Raw genomic sequence first — 17539 nt, forward strand, 5'->3', positions numbered from 1 at the left:
ATCAAGCAAGCGCCGGGCCATGAATCCCGGACCCGATCGGTGACCCGTGCACCAGGGTGGCGTGCGGCGGGTCTGCGCCCGGGGAGCGGATCGCCCGCGCGTCAGCCCTTCCAGGTGAACGGAAACGCCAGTTGTTTCAGGAAACCCTTGGGCACGTAGTCGCCCAGCACGCCATAGCGTTCCGGCCAGGTCCTGGGGCTGTTGACGGCGGTGCCGAACAGGTGATCCAGGAAGGCATAGTGAGCGGCGTAGTTCCTGTCCAGCGCTTCCTGGTCCTGACTGTGGTGCCAGTGGTGGAAGTTCGGCGTGACGATGAGGTAGCGCAGCGGACCCAGGCGCACGCTGACGTTGGCGTGGTTGAACACAGCCTGGAAGCCCACCACGATGATGTAGGCGTCGATCACTTCCTTGGAAAAGCCCAGCAGATAGATGGGCCCCAGCACAAGGGTGCGCGTGATGACGGTTTCCAGGATGTGCTGGCGTGAGCCGGCCATCCAGTCCATGTGCTTGGTGCTGTGGTGCACCGCGTGCAGGCGCCACAGCAAGGGCACTTCGTGGTAGGCGCGGTGTGTCCAGTACTGTGCGAGGTCGGCCACCAGAATGATGAGGGGCAGGGCGGCCCAGAAGGGCAGTGTCGCGATCCAGCCGCGCACGCCGTCCACCGGCACCCAGCCGAACAGGTTGTGCACCAGCAGGTTGGTGGCCAGCAGCATGACGCCGATGACCATGTGGTTGACGATGAAGTGATGGAAATCGGTCTGCCATTCGGGCCGGAAGACCGGCTGATCCTTGCGCAGGGCAAACAGCTTTTCGATGAAGATGAAGATCAACGCAGAGCCCAGCAGGTCAAGGATGAACCAGTCCATGCCGATGTAGGGCGTGTGGTCGGGAAAGTTGGGGTCGACCTCGACCTTGTGGCCTCCCAGCAGCGCGCTGAGTGCGACCAGCGCGAAGGCGAAGGCGGAAAGCCAGCGCGCCCGGTTGAACAGCACGTTCACCAGGCTCAGCCCGCCCGCCACCACCAGGGCGCCGAACAGCAACTGGCGCATGAGGGCGATGTCGTATTGCTTGCGCAGCTCCGGCGTGGTGAGGTACTGCGGAAAGTGGAAAGCCATCACGCCGAGAAAGCAGAGGATGGCCAGTGTGAGCGCGATCACCCCGGTGACCAGGCCGCGTCCAGGGCGCAATGCGCCGTGGCTTTCGGTGAATTGGTTGAGTTTCTTGAGCATGTCGACTTCCTCCCCGGCGCCTGGTGGCGCTCGTGCCGGGAGTGTAGCGACGTGCTCAGGCGCTGCGTACGATGGCTTCGGGGGCCGTCTGCACGGCGGCGATGCCACTGACCACATCGCCCACCACGATCACAGCCGGGCTGCCCAGGCTTTCGTGCTCGATGGTGGCGCGCAACTGCCCCAGTGTGGTGACGGCGTGGCGCTGGTGGGGCAGGGTGGCGTGCTGGATGATGGCCAGTGGTGTGGCGGCAGGCAGGCCGGTGAGCAGATCCTGCTCGATCTGTGCGGCGCTGGACACGCCCATGTAGATGACGAGCGTGAGCTTGGCGTCGCGCGCCGTGGCGGCCAGGGCCTGCCAGTCGGTGCCCGCGTCGCCGGGTTTCGCATGGCCGGTGACGAACACCACGCCGTGCGCATGCTCGCGGTGCGTCATCGGCACGCCCAGCGACGTGAGTCCCGCCAGGCCCGAGGTGATGCCGTTGACGACCTGCACCTCGATGCCCGCCGCGCGCAGGTGCTCAACCTCTTCACCACCGCGTCCGAAGATGAACGGGTCGCCACCCTTGAGGCGCACCACCATCTCGCCCTCGCGCGCGGCCATCACCATGAGCTTTTCAATGAAGGCTTGCGGCGTGCTCTTGCAGCCACCGCGCTTGCCGACATGCACGATGCGCGCGCGCGGCGACGCGTGGGCCAGCACCCCCTCGCTCACCAGATCGTCGACCAGCAGCACCGTGGCTGCGCTGATGGCTTTCACCGCCTTGAGCGTGAGCAGTTCGGGGTCGCCGGGGCCGGCGCCCACCAGGGCCACGGTACCGGGCAGGAACTCAGATGGCGAGGGCATGGGTTGCGGGTTCATGTTGCACCGTCTCTCGCAAGATGTGTTCCACCTGCAAGGCGATCGGTGTGGGGATGGGTTGCGTGCCGTCGAGCACGGCGCGGATATAGGCGGCCGTCTGCAGCGCGTCGACGGCGGGCAGCGATGGCAGCTTGGCGAGCGGGCCTTCCTGCTGTGCCTGCACCTCGGTGCGGGTGCCGTCGCGAAAGACGTCCATGCGCGGGGTGCGGCGCGCGTCGGCCACAGGCTCGCCTTCGGTGCCGCGCAGCAGCAAGGCGTGCGAACCAGTGAGCGCCCAGGTGGCGGCCATGGAGGTCGCGTATTCGGGGTGCGTGTAGCTCCCGACGAGGAAGGTGCGGCCCTCGCACGGGTTCATGAGTTTCACCAGGCTGTGAGCGGGGTTGCGCAGGCCAACCACGCGGCGCACATCGAGCAGGCGCTTGAGGCTGGGGCACAGCACCTCGGTGGGCACGAAGGTCGCCTCGCCCCCGCTCAGCGTGGGCACCTCCCCGGCGGCCGGCATACCGAGTGCCTCGAAGACTTCGGACGCGAACACACGCTGCGTTTCGGTGGCCGTGCCGTGCACCAGCACCGCCACACCTCGGCGCGCCAGCAGCAATGCCAGCAGCGGCGTCAGCACCGGCAGTTTGCGTGCGCCGTTGTAGCTGGGCAGCACCACGGTGGTGATGCCGTTGTCGGGCAGCTTTTTCAGCCGCGCGTGTGCCGCATCGAGAAAGCCCGCCATCTCCTCCGGCGTTTCGCCCTTGATGCGCATGGCCAGGCAGAAGCCGCCCACTTCAAGGTCGGTCACGGCCCCGTCCAGCACCTGGCCGAGCAGGTCCGCCGCCTGGTCGCGCGTGAGGGCGCGGGCCCCGTCCTTGCCGCGGCCGATTTCCTTGATGTAGTGGCTGATTCCCATTGCGCGCGATTGTGAGTCAAGTTTGATGACTTGGCGTTATATGGAAATGGGGCCGGTCAGGCGGTCTGCAGGGTGGGCAGGGTGGAGCGCACCATCCGCCGCAGTTCGGGCACGCAGGAGCCGCAGTTGGTGCCACAGCGGAGATCACCCTGCAGTGAAGCCAGTCGCTGATCCTCGGTGCCCTCGCAGGCCTCCAGTCGCACACGGATGGCGTCTTCCGTGACGTTGAAGCAGGTGCACACCTGACGCCCCCGGGCCACAACCGCCACGGGGGGGCTGGCGCCCGGCATGAGCAGCAGGCGGCCATAGGCGTCGGCGGGCAGTTCGTCCTGCAGCAGAGGCTTGAGCCAGGCCCCGGCCCGGGTGTCTCCCGCGAGCACGAAGGCGGCGAGCCGGGTGGATTCGCCTTCGCGCAGCAGGCGTGCGGTGCGGCGCTGGCCCAGTCGCCGGTCCGCATAGCGGAGCGTGTCGGACGCGTTGAGCCCGAGCAAGGCCTCGATCTGGTCGATCACCGCCGGCTCGGGTGCTTCGTGAGCCGCCGCGCGGAACAGCACACCGGTGCGTTCGTGGCCGAACGGCACGCAGGAGGCAAAGGGAAACCGGGCCATCTGCGCACGCAGGCCTTCGCGGGCGGCCAGCGCCTGTGCTTCGGGCAGCCACCCCACAGCCAGCAGCGTCCACGGCAGTTCGGCCTTGAGCACCTTCACCGCCGCGTGCTTGAGCTCGGGCTGTTTCGAGCCCGGGCAGTACGCCGAGGTGGTGAGCGCATTCACGCCCGCGAGCGGCTCGCCGGTGTTGCTCTGGCCGCTGAGGTATTCCGCGCCCCAGTGCATGGCGATGAAGGCCTGTGACAGGCCGACTTCATCGGACGCCTGTGCCGGCAACAGGATGGAACCGCGTTTGCTGGTCACCTGCACCAGATCGCCTTCCCGGAGTCCGCGCCGCTCCATGTCCTGCGGATGCAGTTGAACACAGGGCTCGGCGACGTGGCCGAACAGGCGCCCCAGGGAGCCGGTGCGCGTCATGCCATGCCACTGGTCGCGCAGGCGGCCCGTGATGAGCGAGAAGGGGTAGCGCGATTCGCGGGGCTCGGCCAGCGGGACGAAGGGCAATGCAGCGAACCGGGCCTTGCCGTCCGGTGTGGGGAACACGCCGTCCTCGTACAACCGGGGCTTGCCTTGCGCGTCACCGGCCCGCAACGGCCATTGCTGCGGCCCTTGCTGCTGCAGCATGGCGTAGGACAGGCCCGTGATGTCGAGGTCGCGGCCACGCGTGGACTCGCGGTGCTCGAGCCAGAGGCTCTCGGCATCGGGATAGGGGAACAGCGTGGGCTGTCCGGGGCGCAGGCGCACCTCAAGCCGTTGTGCGAGGTCGACCGCGGTGCGCCAGTCGTGCCGCGCCTGGCCCGGGGCGGGTACCGCCGGGCGCACGCGGCTGATGCGGCGTTCGCTGTTGGTGACGGTGCCGTCCTTTTCGCCCCAGCTGGTGGCGGGCAGGAGCAGGTCGGCGAAGTCGCAGGTGGCGGCGGTGGCGAATGCTTCCTGTACCACCACGAACTCCGCGCGCTGCAGTGCGCGGCGCACGGTGGCCTGGTCGGGCATGGACTGGGCCGGGTTGGTGCAGGCGATCCAGAGCACTTTCACCTGGCCGTCGGCGGCGGCCTCGAACAGTTCCACGGCGCTCAGCCCAGGTTTCTCGGGCACCGATGGCACGCCCCAGAGTGCGGCGACTTCGGCGCGGTGCTGGGGGTTGGCCATGTCCCGGTGCGCGCTGAGCAGGTTGGCCAGCCCGCCCACCTCGCGCCCGCCCATGGCGTTGGGCTGCCCCGTGAGGGAGAACGGGCCGGCGCCGGGTTTGCCGATCTGGGCTGTGGCCAGGTGCAGGTTGATCAGGGTGGCGTTCTTCGCGGTGCCGCTGCTGCTCTGGTTCAGGCCCTGGCAGTACAGGCTGAGGGTGGCGGGCGATTGCGCGAACCAGCGGGCGGCGGTGAACAGGTCGTCGCGCGTCAGGCCGCACACCTGGGCCACGCGCTCGGGCGTGTGTTCGCGCACCAGCGACTTGAGCGCCTCGAAACCGGTGGTGTGCGCGGCGATGTACGCGTTGTCGGTCCAACCCTCCCACAACATGATGTGCAGCAACCCGTGGAACAGCATCACGTCGCTGCCGGGTTGCAGCGGCAGGTACAGGTCGGCGAGGCCGGCGGTGTCGGTGCGGCGCGGGTCGGCCACGATCACCTTCATGTCGGGGTTGTTCCGCTTCGCTTCCTCGATGCGGCGGAACAGCACCGGGTGCGCGAAGGCCGCGTTGCTGCCGACGATGAACAGGCATTGCGCGTGGTTCACATCGTCGTAGCAGGCGGGGGGTGCGTCGGCGCCGAGCGTGAGCTTGTAGCCGGCCACCGCACTGCTCATGCACAGGCGCGAGTTGGTGTCGATGTTGTTGGTGCCGATCAGGCCCTTGGCCAGCTTGTTGAAGGCGTAGTAGTCCTCGGTGAGCAACTGGCCGCTGATGTAGAAGCCGACCGCGTCGGGGCCGTGCTCTTCGATGGTGCTGGCGAAACGGTCGGCGGCGAGGTCGAGTGCGGCGTCCCAGGCGATGGCCTGCGCGGGTGCACCCCGCTGCACGCGTTGCATGGGGTGCAGCAACCGGGCCTGTCTCGTGATCGCCGGGGTCGTGGTGAGGTGCAGTGTCTGGCCTTTGGTGCAAAGTTTGCCGAAGTTGGCCGGGTGTTGCGGGTCGCCGCGCACGCCGGTGATCTGGCTGCCCTCACTCTCGATCAGCACGCCGCAACCCACACCGCAGTAGGGGCAGGTCGAGCGGGTGGTGATCGGCGTCATGCCGGGGCAGTGCGCCGGATGGGGCCCGCCAGGGGTCGGGTGAGGTCCGTCGCCTGCGTGGCGAGTTCGTGCGCGTCCAGGTGGACCACGCCTTCTTCCACCTTCACCGCGAAACGTGGCGTGCAGCCTTCGTCGGGCTCCTTCGCACAGCCGTTGCCCAGGCCGATCGTCCAGTTGTGCAGCGGGCAGGCCACGTTCGTGCCGAACACGATGCCCTGGCTCAGGGGGCCACCCTTGTGCGGGCAGCGGTCGAGCAGGGCGAACACCTCGTCCTTGTCGTTGCGGAATACGGCGACGTCCAGGCCCTGTTCGCGCTGGACGCAGCGCGCGCCGAGCACGGGGATGTCGTTCACCCGCGCAACGGGAATCCAGTCTTTCATGCGGCGCTCCCTTCCATGGCCACCGGCTGGATGGGAACGAACTGCCGCGTGTCCACTGCGGCCTTCTGGTGCTCGAACCAGGGATCCGGTTCGCCGTCGAGCGCGAACTGCAGTTGTTCCCACAGCGCCTTGCGGCCCTCGGCGTCTTCCAGGATCCGCTTCTTCACATGGTCCATGCCGACGCGGTGCACGTAGTGCACCGTGCGCTCCAGGTACCAGCCCTCCAGACGGTAGAGCTGCATGAAGGCGCCGGTGTACTCCAGCACTTCCTCGGCGGTCTTGAGTTTGGTGAAGAACTCGGCCACCTCGGTCTTGATGCCGCCGTTGCCGGCGATGTACATCTCCCAGCCCGAGTCCACGCCGATGATGCCCACGTCCTTGATGCCGGCCTCTGCGCAGTTGCGCGGGCAGCCGCTGACGGCGAACTTCACCTTGTGCGGCGCGTACATGCGCCACATCGCACGCTCCAGGTCCTTGCCCATCTGGGTGCTGTCCTGCGTGCCCATGCGGCACCACTCGCTGCCCACGCAGGTCTTCACCGTGCGCAGGGCTTTGGCGTAGGCGTGGCCGCTAGGCATGCCGATGTCTTTCCAGACGTTGACCAGGTCTTCCTTCTTCACGCCCAGCAGGTCGATGCGCTGACCACCGGTCACCTTCACCGTGGGGATCTTGTACTTGTCCACCGCGTCCGCGATGCGGCGCAGTTCGTCGGCGGTGGTCTCGCCGCCCCACATGCGCGGGATCACGCTGTAGGTGCCATCCTTCTGGATGTTGGCGTGCGCGCGCTCGTTGATGTAGCGGCTCTGCGGGTCGTCCTTCGCCTCCTTGGGCCAGGTGCTGATGAGGTAGTAGTTGACGGCTGGGCGGCAAGTTGCGCAGCCGTTGGGGGTGCGCCATCCCATGCCTGCGAACACGTCGGCAATGCGCAGGTATTTCCGTTCATGGATCGCATCGCGCACGGCCTGGTGGCCGTGGTCGGTGCATCCGCACATGGCCTTGAGTTTGGGTGTGGCGGAGTAGTCGCCGCCCGCGGTGAACATCAGGATCTGTTCCACCAGCCCCGTGCACGAACCGCACGAGGCGCTGGCCTTGGTGTGCTTGCGCACTTCTTCGAGCGTGAACAGGCCCTTGTCCTTGATGGCCTTGCAGATGCTGCCCTTGGTGACGCCGTTACAGCCGCACACCTCGTCGCTGTCGGCCATGGCGGCGGCCTTGCTGTGGCCCTGATGGCCCACGTCGCCGATGTTCGATTCGCCGAACATCAGGCGATCGCGGATGTCGGCCACGCTGCGTCCTTCGCGCAGCAGCTTGAAGTACCAGCTGCCGTCGACCGTGTCGCCATACAGGCAGGCGCCGACCAGCTTGTCGTCCTGGATCACCAGCTTCTTGTAGACGCCGCCGGCCGGGTCGCTCATCACGATCTCTTCGGTGCCTTCGCCGCCCATGAAGTCGCCAGCCGAGAACAGGTCGATGCCGGTGACCTTGAGTTTGGTGGACGTGAGCGAGCCGATGTAGCGGCCGATGCCGAACTCCGCGAGGTGCGTGGCCAGCACCTTGCCCTGCTCGAACAGCGGGGCCACCAGACCGTAGGCAATGCCGCGGTGCGCCGCGCACTCGCCCACGGCGTAGATGCGTGGGTCGGTCACGGTCTGCAGCGTGTCGCTCACGACGATGCCGCGGTTCACATGCAGGTTCATCGATTCGGCCAGCGCGGTGTTGGGCCGGATGCCCACGGCCATCACCACCAGATCGGCCGGCTGTTCGCTGCCATCCTTGAAGCGGATGGCTTTCACCCGGCCGTCTTCGCCGCCCACCAGTTCCTGCGTCTGGGCACCGATGAGGAATTGCATGCCACGCTGCTCCAGCGACTGCTGCAGCAGCCTGCCGGCCACGTCGTCGAGCTGCCGCTCCATGAGCCAGGGCGCCACATGCACCACGCTCACCGTCATGCCGCGCTTCATCAGGCCGTTGGCCGCTTCCAGGCCCAGCAGGCCACCACCGATGACGACCGCATGTTGGTACCGCGTGGCCGCGTCGATCATGGCCTGTGTGTCGGCAATGTCGCGGTAGGCCAGAACACCTTGCAGTTCCCTGCCCGGAATGGGCAGCATGAACGGGTTGGAGCCGGTCGCGAGGATGAGGCGGTCGTAGGGCGCTTCGATCACGCCACCTTGGCCATCGCCGGCACGCACGACGCGCTTGACGCGGTCGACCTCGGTCACGGTCTTGCCCGCGTGCAGGGTGATGCCGTTGTTGGTGTACCAGGACCAGTCGTTGAGCACGATCTCGTCCAGCGTCTGTTCCCCGGCGAGCACGGGCGAGAGCAGGATGCGGTTGTAGTTCGGGTGAGGCTCGGCACCGAAGACGGTGATGTCGTACAGGCCGGGCGCGATCTTGAGCAGCTCCTCGAGCGTGCGCACGCCGGCCATGCCGTTGCCGACCATGACCAGTTTCATCTTCTGTGTGGGTTTGACGCGCATGTCCATGGCGTTCTCCTTCAGGCAGCCTTCTCGACGTGGGCTTGTCTCGTGTACAGGAAATCGATCACCGCTTTGCGGCACTGCTGGTAGCGCGGGTCTTCGGCCAGTGCCACGCGGTGGCGCGGGCGCGGCAGGTCCACGGTGAGCACATCGCCGATGGTGGCGGCAGGTCCGTTGGTCATCATCACGATGCGGTCGGACAGCAACACGGCCTCGTCCACGTCGTGGGTGACCATGACCACCGTGCTGCGCGTGCGCGCCACGATCTCGAGCAGTTCGTCCTGCAGCTTGGCGCGGGTGAGGGCGTCGAGCGCACCAAAAGGCTCGTCCATGAGCAGCACCTTGGGTTCCATCGACAACGCGCGTGCGATGCCCACGCGCTGCTTCATGCCGCCGGAGATTTCGCCAGGGCGCTTCTGCGCAGCCGCCGTGAGGCCCACCAGCGCCAGTGCCGCCTCGGTGCGGGCTTTGAGCTGCGCCTTCGTTTCGGAGGCCCCGAACACACGCTCGACCGCGAGGTGCACGTTCTCGAAACACGTCAACCAGGGCAGCAGCGAATGGTTCTGGAACACCACTGCGCGCTCGGGCCCGGGCCCCGCGATCTCACGATTGGCGCAGAGCAGCGTGCCCTCGGTCGGCGTGGTCAGGCCGGCAACCAGGTTGAGCAGCGTGGACTTGCCGCAACCCGAATGGCCGATCAGCGCCACGAACTCGCCCTTGGCGACCGTGAGGTTGATGTCGCGCAGCGCGGGGAACAGGCCTTTCTGCGTCTTGAAGGTCTGCTCGACACCCTGGATTTCGATGTACTTGGCGTCGTTGCTCATGATTTCACGTCCTCGTAGGTGAAGGCAGTGGCCAGCTTGATGAGGGCGAACTCCAGCAGCAGGCCGACGAGGCCGATCGTGAAGATCGCGATGATGATGTGGGCAACGTTGAGGTTGTTCCACTCGTCCCACACCCAGAAGCCGATGCCGACACCGCCGGTGAGCATCTCGGCGGCCACGATCACCAGCCAGGCCGTGCCCACGGCCAGGCGCACACCCGTGAGCATGTAGGGCAAGACAGCCGGCAACAGGATCCTGGTGGCGATCTTCCATTCGCTCAGGTTGAGCACGCGCGCCACGTTCATGTAGTCCTGCGGTACGCGCTGCACGCCCACCGCGGTGTTGATGATCATGGGCCAGATCGAACAGATGAAGATGGTCCAGATGGCCGCGGGGTTGGCACCCTTGAAGACCAGCAGGCCGATCGGCAGCCAGGCCAGTGGCGAGACGGGGCGCAGCAGGCTGATGAGCGGGTTGAACATGCGGCTGAGGAACTCGAAGCGGCCGATCGCGAAGCCCACCGGGATGCCGATCAGCGCCGCCAGGCCAAAGCCCATGCCCACGCGCTGAAGCGAGGACAGCACGTTCCAGCCGATGCCCTGATCGTTCGGGCCGTTCGAATAGAACGGGTCGCTGAAGAGTTCGACGGCCGCCTTCCAGGTTTCCTCGGGTGCAGGAATGCCACTGCCGGTGGAGCGTGCGACGAGCTCCCAGAGCAGGACCAGCAGACCCAGCCCCAGCAAGGGCGGCACGGTGCGCATGAACCAGGTGCGGCCGTCGAACGGCATGCGAGGCGATGCGGTTTTGACGGGCTGCACGGTATCGGGCTTCACCGAGGCCACCTTGCGGACCAAGGGCGCGGTGTCGGGTTCGGCCGCCGAAGCGGGCGACAAGGGGGCGTGAAAGACGGCGCTGACCATGGCGTTCTCCTCAGACCTGGACCTTGAAGCCGTCGGCATAGGCCTTGGGGTTCTTGCCGTCCCAGACCACGCCATCGATCATCTTGCTGCTGCGCATCTCGTCCTTCGGCACACTCACCTTGGCGGCGGCGGCGCCCTGCTTGTAGAGGTCGATCTTGTTGATCTGTTTCGCCACGGCCAGGTAATCGGGATGGTCCTTGATCAGGCCCCAGCGCTTGTGCTGCGTGAGGAACCACATGCCGTCGGACAGGTAGGGCATGTTCACGTAGCCGTCATTGAAGAACTTCATGTGGTTCGGGTCGTCCCAGGTCTTGCCCAGGCCGTTCTGGTAGCGACCCAGGATGCGCTGGTTGATCACGTCCACGCTGGTGTTCACGTAGGCGCGGTCGGCCACGGTCTCGGCCATCTTCAGCTTGTTCTGCAGGCCGGCATCGATCCACTTGCTGGCTTCGAGAATGGCGGCCACCACGGCGCGGCAGGTGTTGGGGTTCTTCTGCGCGAACTCAGCCGTGGTGCCGAGCGCCTTCTCAGGGTGGTCTTTCCAGATGTCCTGCGTGGTGACGGCGGTGATGCCGATGCCGTCGGCGATGGCCCGGTGGCCCCAGGGCTCGCCCACGCAGTAGCCGTCCATGTTGCCCACGCGCATGTTGGCCACCATCTGTGGCGGTGGCACCGTGATGATCTTCGAGTCCTTCAACGGCTGGATGCCGGCTGAGGCCAGCCAGTAGTAGAGCCACATGGCATGCGTGCCGGTGGGAAAGGTCTGCGCGAAGGTGTATTCGCGCTTCTCGGCCGCCATGAGCCTGGCGAGGCTGCCCGCGTCCACCGCTCCCTTGTCGGCCAGCTTCTTCGACAGCGTGATCGCCTGGCCGTTGTGGTTCAGGTTCATCAGGACGGCCATGTCTTTCTTGGGGCCGGCCGTGCCCAGGTGCACGCCGTAGATCAGGCCCCACAGCACGTGCGCCATGTCCAGCTCGCCGTTGACCAGCTTGTCGCGCACGCCCGGCCAGCTCGCTTCCTTGGTCGGAATGATCTTCACGCCGTACTTCTGGTCGATGCCCAGCACCGAGGCCATGACCACGCTCGCGCAGTCGGTCAGCGGGATGAAGCCGATCCTCACTTCCTTCTTCTCGGGCGCGTCGGAGCCGGCGGCCCAGACCCCGTGGTGGCCCAGTGTGGAGAAGAGGGCCGCCGTGCCGATGGCACCGCTCTTCTGCATGAACGCCCGGCGCGATGCCTTCGCCGGTGTGGTGGTGTTCGTGTCGGTGGCGGGGGTGGGGACGTCTGCGCTCATGACCAACTCCTTGCTGATGAAAAAAACCGGAAGCCCAAAGCAAAACGGCGCCCATTTCCGTACCCGCGCAAGCGCAGGTGGAAATGGACGCCGTTGTCCGTGTCTGGGAAGACTGCTGAAAACCTGGCCGCCATTGGCCCGGCTTTCGTTGTCGCAGATCAAGCAGTTACCGTGCCAGCACCAGGGTTATCCCAGGGCGCCAAAGTAAATCGTTGATTTCAAAGAAGAAACTGCGGCCGTCCCGTTCGGGTTTCTCGCACAATGAGCCTCGGCGCGAGGCTTCAAACTGGTGCGGGAGCACGCTTCTTGTGCGCCGCAACACCCATTGGCGCTCAGCGCGGGCGTTCGGGCAGCACGTCTGCCATCGCCAGCACCGCTTCGGCCACCTCAATGAGTCGCCGGTTCTGGTTCATGGCCATCTGGCGCATGGTCTTGTGGGCGTCTTCCTCGCTGAGCTGGCGGTGCGCCATCAGCAAGCCCTTGGCCCGTTCGATGACCTTGCGCTCGTTCAGGCTGGCCCGCACCGTGTCGAGCTCCTCGCTCATGGTCTGGAGCCGATGGGCCTGTTCCTGCACGAGTTCGAGAATGGAGCGCTCCAGCTGCAGGCCGTAGCCTTGCGGCGCGCCGCCGAAACCGGAGGCGTCGGGTGGCGCGGCCGCCAGAGGCGCGCCGTTGAAGAAGGAGAGCGCGTCGGCCTCGCGCGCCGGCGTCGTCTGGAACGACTGGTAGGCGTCCAGCTCCGCCTGGGCGGCGCTGATCTTGGCTTCACAGGTGCGCAGGAGGTCGAGCGCCAGCCGGTCCTCCACGCCTTTCATGCGGTCGATGCGCTGACTGCAGCACTCGAACCAGGCCTGGCTGAGTTGCACATTGAGCGCAGCGCCGGCCGCGGCAGTGCACAGCACGCGGCGCATGCGTTCCAGCTCGGCCAACGTGGCGCTGGCCTGGCTGGCGGTCCACAGGTCCACCGCTTTGGGGTTGGCGAATTCCACGAACACCTGCAGGCAGCGTTCCTGCGATTCGATCAGGTGGAGCAGGCGCTGCTGCTCTGAAGCTTCGGCGCGGCCGGAAGCGAACAGGGCCGAGCCGACCGCCCGCTCCTGGCCTGCGAACTCCTTGCCCTGCATGAAATTGAACATGGCCACCAGCAGGCGCGAGACCTCGGGGTCGCTCGCGCTGTCGGCGGCCTCGAACACCACGGCCAGCAGCCCGGCGATGAGTCGCACGTACGCGTCGGTGGCCTGGCGCGTGGTCCATGCGAATGCATCCACGCGCTCGCGCAGGCCGGCCAGCGCGTCCAGGCCATGCAGGGCGTAGGCGATGCGGCTGAACAGGCGCGCGCCATGGCCCACGCGGGCCGACTCCGTGTCGAGGCTGTCGAAGCAGGTGCGCAGCTCGGCCTCGATCTGGCGGCACTCCGCGATCTGCCGGGCGCGCACGTCAGCGAACCGCGCGCCTTGCGAGCCAATGTGCAAGTTGGACAAGCCCCGTTCGCGCTGCAGCCCATGGATAAGCCGCCCCGTCACATTGACCAGCACGCTGGTGAGCGCGAGCTCCCGCAGCGCGGCGATTTCGCAACGCTTGGCGGCAACAAGGAATTTCAGGCCCGATTTCATCTGACGGTGGTTCGTGGGAGCACAGTGAGTATCCCCCGTCCAGCAACAAGCATGCCGCCCCGTACACTTCCAGGATGCGGATTTTGGGAATCGAGTCGTCCTGCGACGAAACCGGCGTGGCCCTGGTGGATGCCAGCGGCAGCGCCACCCCGCGGCTGCTGGGACACGCCCTGCACAGCCAGATCGAGATGCACCAGGCCTACGGCGGCGTGGTGCCGGAACTGGCCAGCCGCGACCACATCCGGCGCGTTCTCCCGCTCACCGATACCGTGCTGGCGCAAGCCGGATTGCCGCTGTCGGCGGTGGATGCCATCGCCTACACCCGTGGGCCTGGCCTGGCCGGTGCCTTGCTGGTCGGGTCGGGTGTGGCCTGTGCGCTCGGCTTTGCGCTGGGCAAGCCGGTCATCGGCGTGCACCACCTCGAAGGTCATCTGCTCTCGCCCTTCCTGAGCGCGGACCCTCCCGAGTTTCCCTTCGTGGCCTTACTGGTGTCGGGCGGACACAGCCAGTTGATGCGTGTGGATGGTGTCGGGCGGTACGAACTGCTGGGCGAAACGATCGACGACGCGGCCGGCGAAGCGTTCGACAAGTCCGCCAAGCTGCTCGGCCTGCCATACCCCGGGGGCCCGGCACTTTCGCGCCTGGCCTTGCAGGGGGACCCGCAGGCCTACAAGTTTCCGCGCCCGTTGCTGCACAGTGGCGATCTGGATTTTTCCTTCGCGGGCCTGAAGACGGCGGTGCTCACCCAGGTGAAGAGACTTGCCCATGCAAGCCCCGAAGGCCCGGCCACCTTGCACCTGGCCGATCCGCTGAACGCGCAGCAGAAAGCCGATGTGGCGGCCAGCGTGCAGGCGGCCATCGTCGACGTGCTGGTCAGGAAGTCGATGGCAGCCATCCGCCAGACCGGCCTGATGCGCCTGGTGGTGGCCGGCGGGGTGGGGGCCAACGTGCTGCTGCGCGAGCAACTGGGCACCGCTTGCGCCAAGGCGGGCGTGCGCGTGCACTACCCGGAACTGCACCTGTGCACCGACAACGGCGCCATGATCGCGCTGGCCGGCGGGATGCGGGTGCAGGCCGGGCTCGCTGACGATGGCCCGGTTGGCTATCCCTTCGATGTGAAGCCCCGCTGGCCTCTGTCCGAACTGGGTGGCGCGATCGCTGCCTGATGTCGTGCTGCGGTGCGGCAATTTTTGTAATTATGAATTAGACTCCGCCGCTGTCGCCAATGCGACTCAAGGCGCAGCCCACCCCGGGTTTGCGTGATCCGGAGCACTTTCCCGATGAAACAACTGTTTGATGTCCTGTTCTCTTCGCGCCGCCGCGCCCTGGCCGCTGCGCTCCTGGGCGGCCTGACCGCCGCTGTCTCCCTCGCTCAGACGCCCGCCACGGGCGCGCCGATCCGCATCGGCATGATCGAAGGCCTGTCAGGCCCGATCGCCAACACCGGCGACGCCGTGTTCCGCAACCTCGTCTGGGCCACCGAACGCGTGAATGCACGCGGTGGCGTGAAGCTGCCCGATGGCAACCGGCCACTGGTGATCGAGCGTTTCGACAGCAAGGGGCAGACCGACGAAGCCCTCTCGGCCTTGCGTTCGGCCATGGACAAGGGCATCACCATCGTCACGCAGGGCAATTCCTCGGCCGCCGCCAGTGCGCTGATCGACGCCATCAACAAGCACAACGAGCGCGACACGGCGCGCCAGGTGCTGTTCCTCAACTACTCGGCGGTCGACCCGGCGCTGACCAACGAGAAATGCAGCTTCTGGCATTTCCGCTTCGACGCGCACGCCGACATGCGCATGAAGGCGCTCATGAGCGTGCTGCGCGAAGACAGGCAACTGAAGAGTGTCTACCTCATTGGGCAGGACTACAGCTTCGGGCAGGCCGTGCTGCGAGAGGCGCGCAGCCAGCTGACGGCGCAACGGCCCGATATCGCCATCGTTGGTGAAGAGCTCCACCCTATGGCGCGGGTGAAGGATTTCCTGCCGTATGCCGCCAAGATCAAGGCCAGTGGCGCGCAGGCCGTGCTCACGGGCAACTGGGGCAACGACCTCACGCTATTGGTCAAGGCCGCTCGCGAAAGCGGCTTCGAGGGTCGCTTCTACACGTTCTACGGCAACGCGCTGGGTGCGCCGGCGGCCATGGGCGATGCGGGTATCGGCAAGGTGATCGCCGTGGCCGACTGGTTCCCGAACGTGCCCACGCCCGCGTCCGAGGCGTTCTACCGCTCGTTCCGCGAGCGCTTTCCCAGCCCGGCCGACGACTACGTGCACATGCGCATGCAGCTCATGATCGAAGCGCTGGCGCAAGCGATCGAACGCGCCGGCGCAGCCGGGCCGGTCAATGCCGCCACCATCGCCGCGCAGCTGGAGAGGGCCGACGTCACCCTGGCGGGCCAGCGCGCCCGCATGCGTGGGGCGGACCACCAGTTCCAGCAATCCCTGGCCGTGGCCGTGATGGACAAGCAGGGCACGCCCGGCGTTCGGTTCGACGTCGAAGGCTCGGGGTACGGCTTTCGCGTCATCCGCAACCTGACACCGCAACAGGCCGAGATGCCGCACACCTGTACCATGCAGCGACCTTGAAATCGCAGGAGCGAGCGCCGATGAGACAAGTGGTGGAGCAACTGGAAGCCTCGCGCATCCGCGAGGTGGCGAACGAAGGCATCGGCCGCACGGACGTGCTGAAGTTCTGGTTTGGCGAGAGCGATGAAGTCACACCAGGCTTCATCCGCGACGCGGCCGTTGCCTCCCTCCAGGCGGGTGAAACCTTCTACGCCCACAACCTCGGCTTGCAGGAACTTCGCGAAGCGCTGGCCGCCTACACCGATGGCCTGCACCCCGGCCGTGGCGCCGCGCACTGGTTCGACCGGCTGGCGGTCACCTCGGGCGGGGTCAATGGCCTGATGCTGGCGTCGCAGACGCTGGTGGAGGCGGGGGATGAGGTCGTGGTGGTGGCACCGGTGTGGCCGAATCTGATCGCGCAACCCCTGATCATGGGTGCCAGGGTCTGGCGCGTGCCTCTTCGCGTGCAGACGGATGGCCCGCGCGCCGGCGCATGGGTGCTGGACATGGCGGCACTGTTGTCCGCCATCACCCCCGCGACGCGCATGCTGGTGGTCAACGCCCCGAACAACCCGACCGGCTGGACGCTCAGCGCCGACGAGCAGCGGACCATCCTGGCGCATTGCCGCCGCACGGGCACCTGGATTCTGGCCGACGAGGTCTACGAGCGCCTCTATTTCGCGGGTGATACGGCCAACGGTGCCGCGCCCAGCTTCCTGGACGTGGCTCAGCCGGATGACCGCGTCATCGTCGCGCACAGCTTTTCCAAGAGCTTCCTCATGACCGGCTGGCGCCTGGGCTGGCTGGTGCTGCCGCCAGCGCTCACGGCTGCTGTTGGCAAGCTGATCGAATTCAACACCTCGTGCGCGCCCGTGTTCGTCCAGCGTGCCGCGACGGTGGCGCTGCAACGCGGCGCGGAGGTCACGCCCGCCCTGGTGGGCCACCTGCGACAGTGCCGCGACACCCTGGCGCCGCTGCTGCGCGCGCTGCCTGGTGTGACCATGGCCGAGCCGTTGGGTGGGATGTACGCCTTTTTCCGGCTGGAGGGGCAGGACGACTGCCTGGCCGTTGCCAGGCGCCTCGTCCGCGAGGCGGGGCTCGGGCTGGCGCCAGGCAGCGCTTTCAGCCCGGAGGCCGCAGGGTGGCTGCGCTGGTGCTTTGCCAGCAGGGATACCACGCGGCTGGTGGCCGGCGTCGAGCGCCTGCGGGGTTGGCTCGACGGCCAGTGACATTTCCGGGATTGAGACCTTCTGGTCTATAATTCGCGGTTGCTGTCTTCACAGACGGCAATTCACGCCCGCTGCGGCATTCGCTGCGACGGGACGCACGTAACGCCAGGCAACTGGCCAAGGAAACCCAGATGATCGCCCAATCCGTCAAAGCCGAAGTGGTCGCGGCCAACGCCCGCGCCGCCAACGACACCGGCAGCCCCGAAGTGCAAGTCGCACTGCTGACCGCCCGCATCAACGAGCTCACCCCTCACTTCAAGACCCACGCCAAGGACCACCATGGTCGTCGCGGTCTGCTGCGCATGGTGAGCCGCCGCCGCAAGCTGCTCGACTACCTGAAATCCAAGGACGCCGAGCGTTACCTCGCCCTGATCCAGAAGCTGGGCCTGCGCAAGTAATTGGAACGGCTGTG

The 17539-nt window shown here is 66.8% G+C and carries 14 protein-coding genes; 4 read left to right on the forward strand and 10 right to left on the reverse strand.

The window, feature by feature from the left end:
* Positions 1-101 precede the first annotated feature (101 nt).
* The 10 genes from J2X09_RS24325 to J2X09_RS24370 form a co-directional block, all read right to left on the reverse strand.
* Positions 102-1229 (reverse strand): sterol desaturase family protein, encoded by a 1128-nt coding sequence (locus tag J2X09_RS24325; protein WP_204735501.1) that lies wholly within the window; start codon positions 1227-1229, stop codon positions 102-104.
* 55 nt (positions 1230-1284) lie between these two features.
* Positions 1285-2073: a uroporphyrinogen-III C-methyltransferase gene (gene cobA, locus J2X09_RS24330; RefSeq protein WP_204735500.1), complete on the reverse strand. Its 789-nt coding sequence runs from the start codon at positions 2071-2073 to the stop codon at positions 1285-1287.
* Positions 2057-2986: a DNA-binding protein YbiB gene (ybiB, locus tag J2X09_RS24335; protein WP_204735499.1), complete on the reverse strand. Its 930-nt coding sequence runs from the start codon at positions 2984-2986 to the stop codon at positions 2057-2059. The genes cobA and ybiB overlap by 17 nt, the downstream gene beginning before the upstream one ends.
* A gap of 56 nt (positions 2987-3042) precedes the next feature.
* The gene (locus J2X09_RS24340; RefSeq protein WP_204735498.1) at positions 3043-5823 is read right to left on the reverse strand and encodes a nitrate reductase; all 2781 of its coding nucleotides are present in this window, start codon (positions 5821-5823) and stop codon (positions 3043-3045) included.
* Positions 5820-6203, reverse strand: a complete 384-nt coding sequence (gene nirD / locus J2X09_RS24345) for a nitrite reductase small subunit NirD (protein WP_204735497.1) — start codon at positions 6201-6203, stop codon at positions 5820-5822. Before nirD ends, J2X09_RS24340 begins: the two co-directional genes overlap by 4 nt.
* The gene (gene nirB / locus J2X09_RS24350) at positions 6200-8689 is read right to left on the reverse strand and encodes a nitrite reductase large subunit NirB (RefSeq protein WP_204735496.1); all 2490 of its coding nucleotides are present in this window, start codon (positions 8687-8689) and stop codon (positions 6200-6202) included. The genes nirD and nirB overlap by 4 nt, the downstream gene beginning before the upstream one ends.
* Before the next feature lie 11 nt (positions 8690-8700).
* Positions 8701-9507: an ABC transporter ATP-binding protein gene (locus J2X09_RS24355; protein ID WP_204735495.1), complete on the reverse strand. Its 807-nt coding sequence runs from the start codon at positions 9505-9507 to the stop codon at positions 8701-8703.
* The gene (gene ntrB, locus J2X09_RS24360; protein WP_204735494.1) at positions 9504-10427 is read right to left on the reverse strand and encodes a nitrate ABC transporter permease; all 924 of its coding nucleotides are present in this window, start codon (positions 10425-10427) and stop codon (positions 9504-9506) included. The genes J2X09_RS24355 and ntrB overlap by 4 nt, the downstream gene beginning before the upstream one ends.
* 10 nt (positions 10428-10437) lie before the next feature.
* Positions 10438-11721 (reverse strand): CmpA/NrtA family ABC transporter substrate-binding protein, encoded by a 1284-nt coding sequence (locus J2X09_RS24365; protein ID WP_204735493.1) that lies wholly within the window; start codon positions 11719-11721, stop codon positions 10438-10440.
* Positions 11722-12053: 332 nt separating this feature from the next.
* Positions 12054-13334 (reverse strand): nitrate- and nitrite sensing domain-containing protein, encoded by a 1281-nt coding sequence (locus J2X09_RS24370; RefSeq protein ID WP_204735492.1) that lies wholly within the window; start codon positions 13332-13334, stop codon positions 12054-12056.
* Between the two features lie 74 nt (positions 13335-13408).
* On the opposite strand from J2X09_RS24370, the gene tsaD reads away from it, so the two are divergent.
* The 4 genes from tsaD (at position 13409) to rpsO (ending at position 17525) form a co-directional block, all read left to right on the forward strand.
* Entirely contained in the window at positions 13409-14500 is a 1092-nt protein-coding gene (tsaD, locus tag J2X09_RS24375) for a tRNA (adenosine(37)-N6)-threonylcarbamoyltransferase complex transferase subunit TsaD (protein ID WP_204735491.1), read from the forward strand.
* Positions 14501-14614: 114 nt separating this feature from the next.
* Positions 14615-15919 (forward strand): branched-chain amino acid ABC transporter substrate-binding protein, encoded by a 1305-nt coding sequence (locus tag J2X09_RS24380; protein WP_204735490.1) that lies wholly within the window; start codon positions 14615-14617, stop codon positions 15917-15919.
* Complete coding sequence (locus J2X09_RS24385; protein WP_310309613.1) at positions 15916-17127, forward strand: pyridoxal phosphate-dependent aminotransferase; 1212 nt, start codon at positions 15916-15918, stop codon at positions 17125-17127. The genes J2X09_RS24380 and J2X09_RS24385 overlap by 4 nt, the downstream gene beginning before the upstream one ends.
* A 131-nt stretch (positions 17128-17258) precedes the next feature.
* Positions 17259-17525: a 30S ribosomal protein S15 gene (rpsO, locus tag J2X09_RS24390; RefSeq protein ID WP_204735488.1), complete on the forward strand. Its 267-nt coding sequence runs from the start codon at positions 17259-17261 to the stop codon at positions 17523-17525.
* Positions 17526-17539: the final 14 nt, after the last annotated feature.

Source organism: Hydrogenophaga laconesensis, assembly GCF_031457235.1.
GTDB lineage: Bacteria > Pseudomonadota > Gammaproteobacteria > Burkholderiales > Burkholderiaceae_C > Hydrogenophaga > Hydrogenophaga laconesensis.

Excerpts from the sequence above, each read along its gene's own strand:
- tsaD (WP_204735491.1), top strand. The coding sequence starts at position 13,409 with ATGCGGATTTTGGGAATCGAGTCGTCCTGCGACGAAACCGGCGTGGCC.
- nirB (WP_204735496.1), bottom strand. The coding sequence starts at position 8,689 with ATGGACATGCGCGTCAAACCCACACAGAAGATGAAACTGGTCATGGTC.
- J2X09_RS24340 (WP_204735498.1), bottom strand. The coding sequence starts at position 5,823 with ATGACGCCGATCACCACCCGCTCGACCTGCCCCTACTGCGGTGTGGGT.
- J2X09_RS24325 (WP_204735501.1), bottom strand. The coding sequence starts at position 1,229 with ATGCTCAAGAAACTCAACCAATTCACCGAAAGCCACGGCGCATTGCGC.
- rpsO (WP_204735488.1), top strand. The coding sequence starts at position 17,259 with ATGATCGCCCAATCCGTCAAAGCCGAAGTGGTCGCGGCCAACGCCCGC.
- J2X09_RS24355 (WP_204735495.1), bottom strand. The coding sequence starts at position 9,507 with ATGAGCAACGACGCCAAGTACATCGAAATCCAGGGTGTCGAGCAGACC.
- nirD (WP_204735497.1), bottom strand. The coding sequence starts at position 6,203 with ATGAAAGACTGGATTCCCGTTGCGCGGGTGAACGACATCCCCGTGCTC.
- ybiB (WP_204735499.1), bottom strand. The coding sequence starts at position 2,986 with ATGGGAATCAGCCACTACATCAAGGAAATCGGCCGCGGCAAGGACGGG.
- ntrB (WP_204735494.1), bottom strand. The coding sequence starts at position 10,427 with ATGGTCAGCGCCGTCTTTCACGCCCCCTTGTCGCCCGCTTCGGCGGCC.
- J2X09_RS24370 (WP_204735492.1), bottom strand. The coding sequence starts at position 13,334 with ATGAAATCGGGCCTGAAATTCCTTGTTGCCGCCAAGCGTTGCGAAATC.
- J2X09_RS24365 (WP_204735493.1), bottom strand. The coding sequence starts at position 11,721 with ATGAGCGCAGACGTCCCCACCCCCGCCACCGACACGAACACCACCACA.
- cobA (WP_204735500.1), bottom strand. The coding sequence starts at position 2,073 with ATGCCCTCGCCATCTGAGTTCCTGCCCGGTACCGTGGCCCTGGTGGGC.
- J2X09_RS24380 (WP_204735490.1), top strand. The coding sequence starts at position 14,615 with ATGAAACAACTGTTTGATGTCCTGTTCTCTTCGCGCCGCCGCGCCCTG.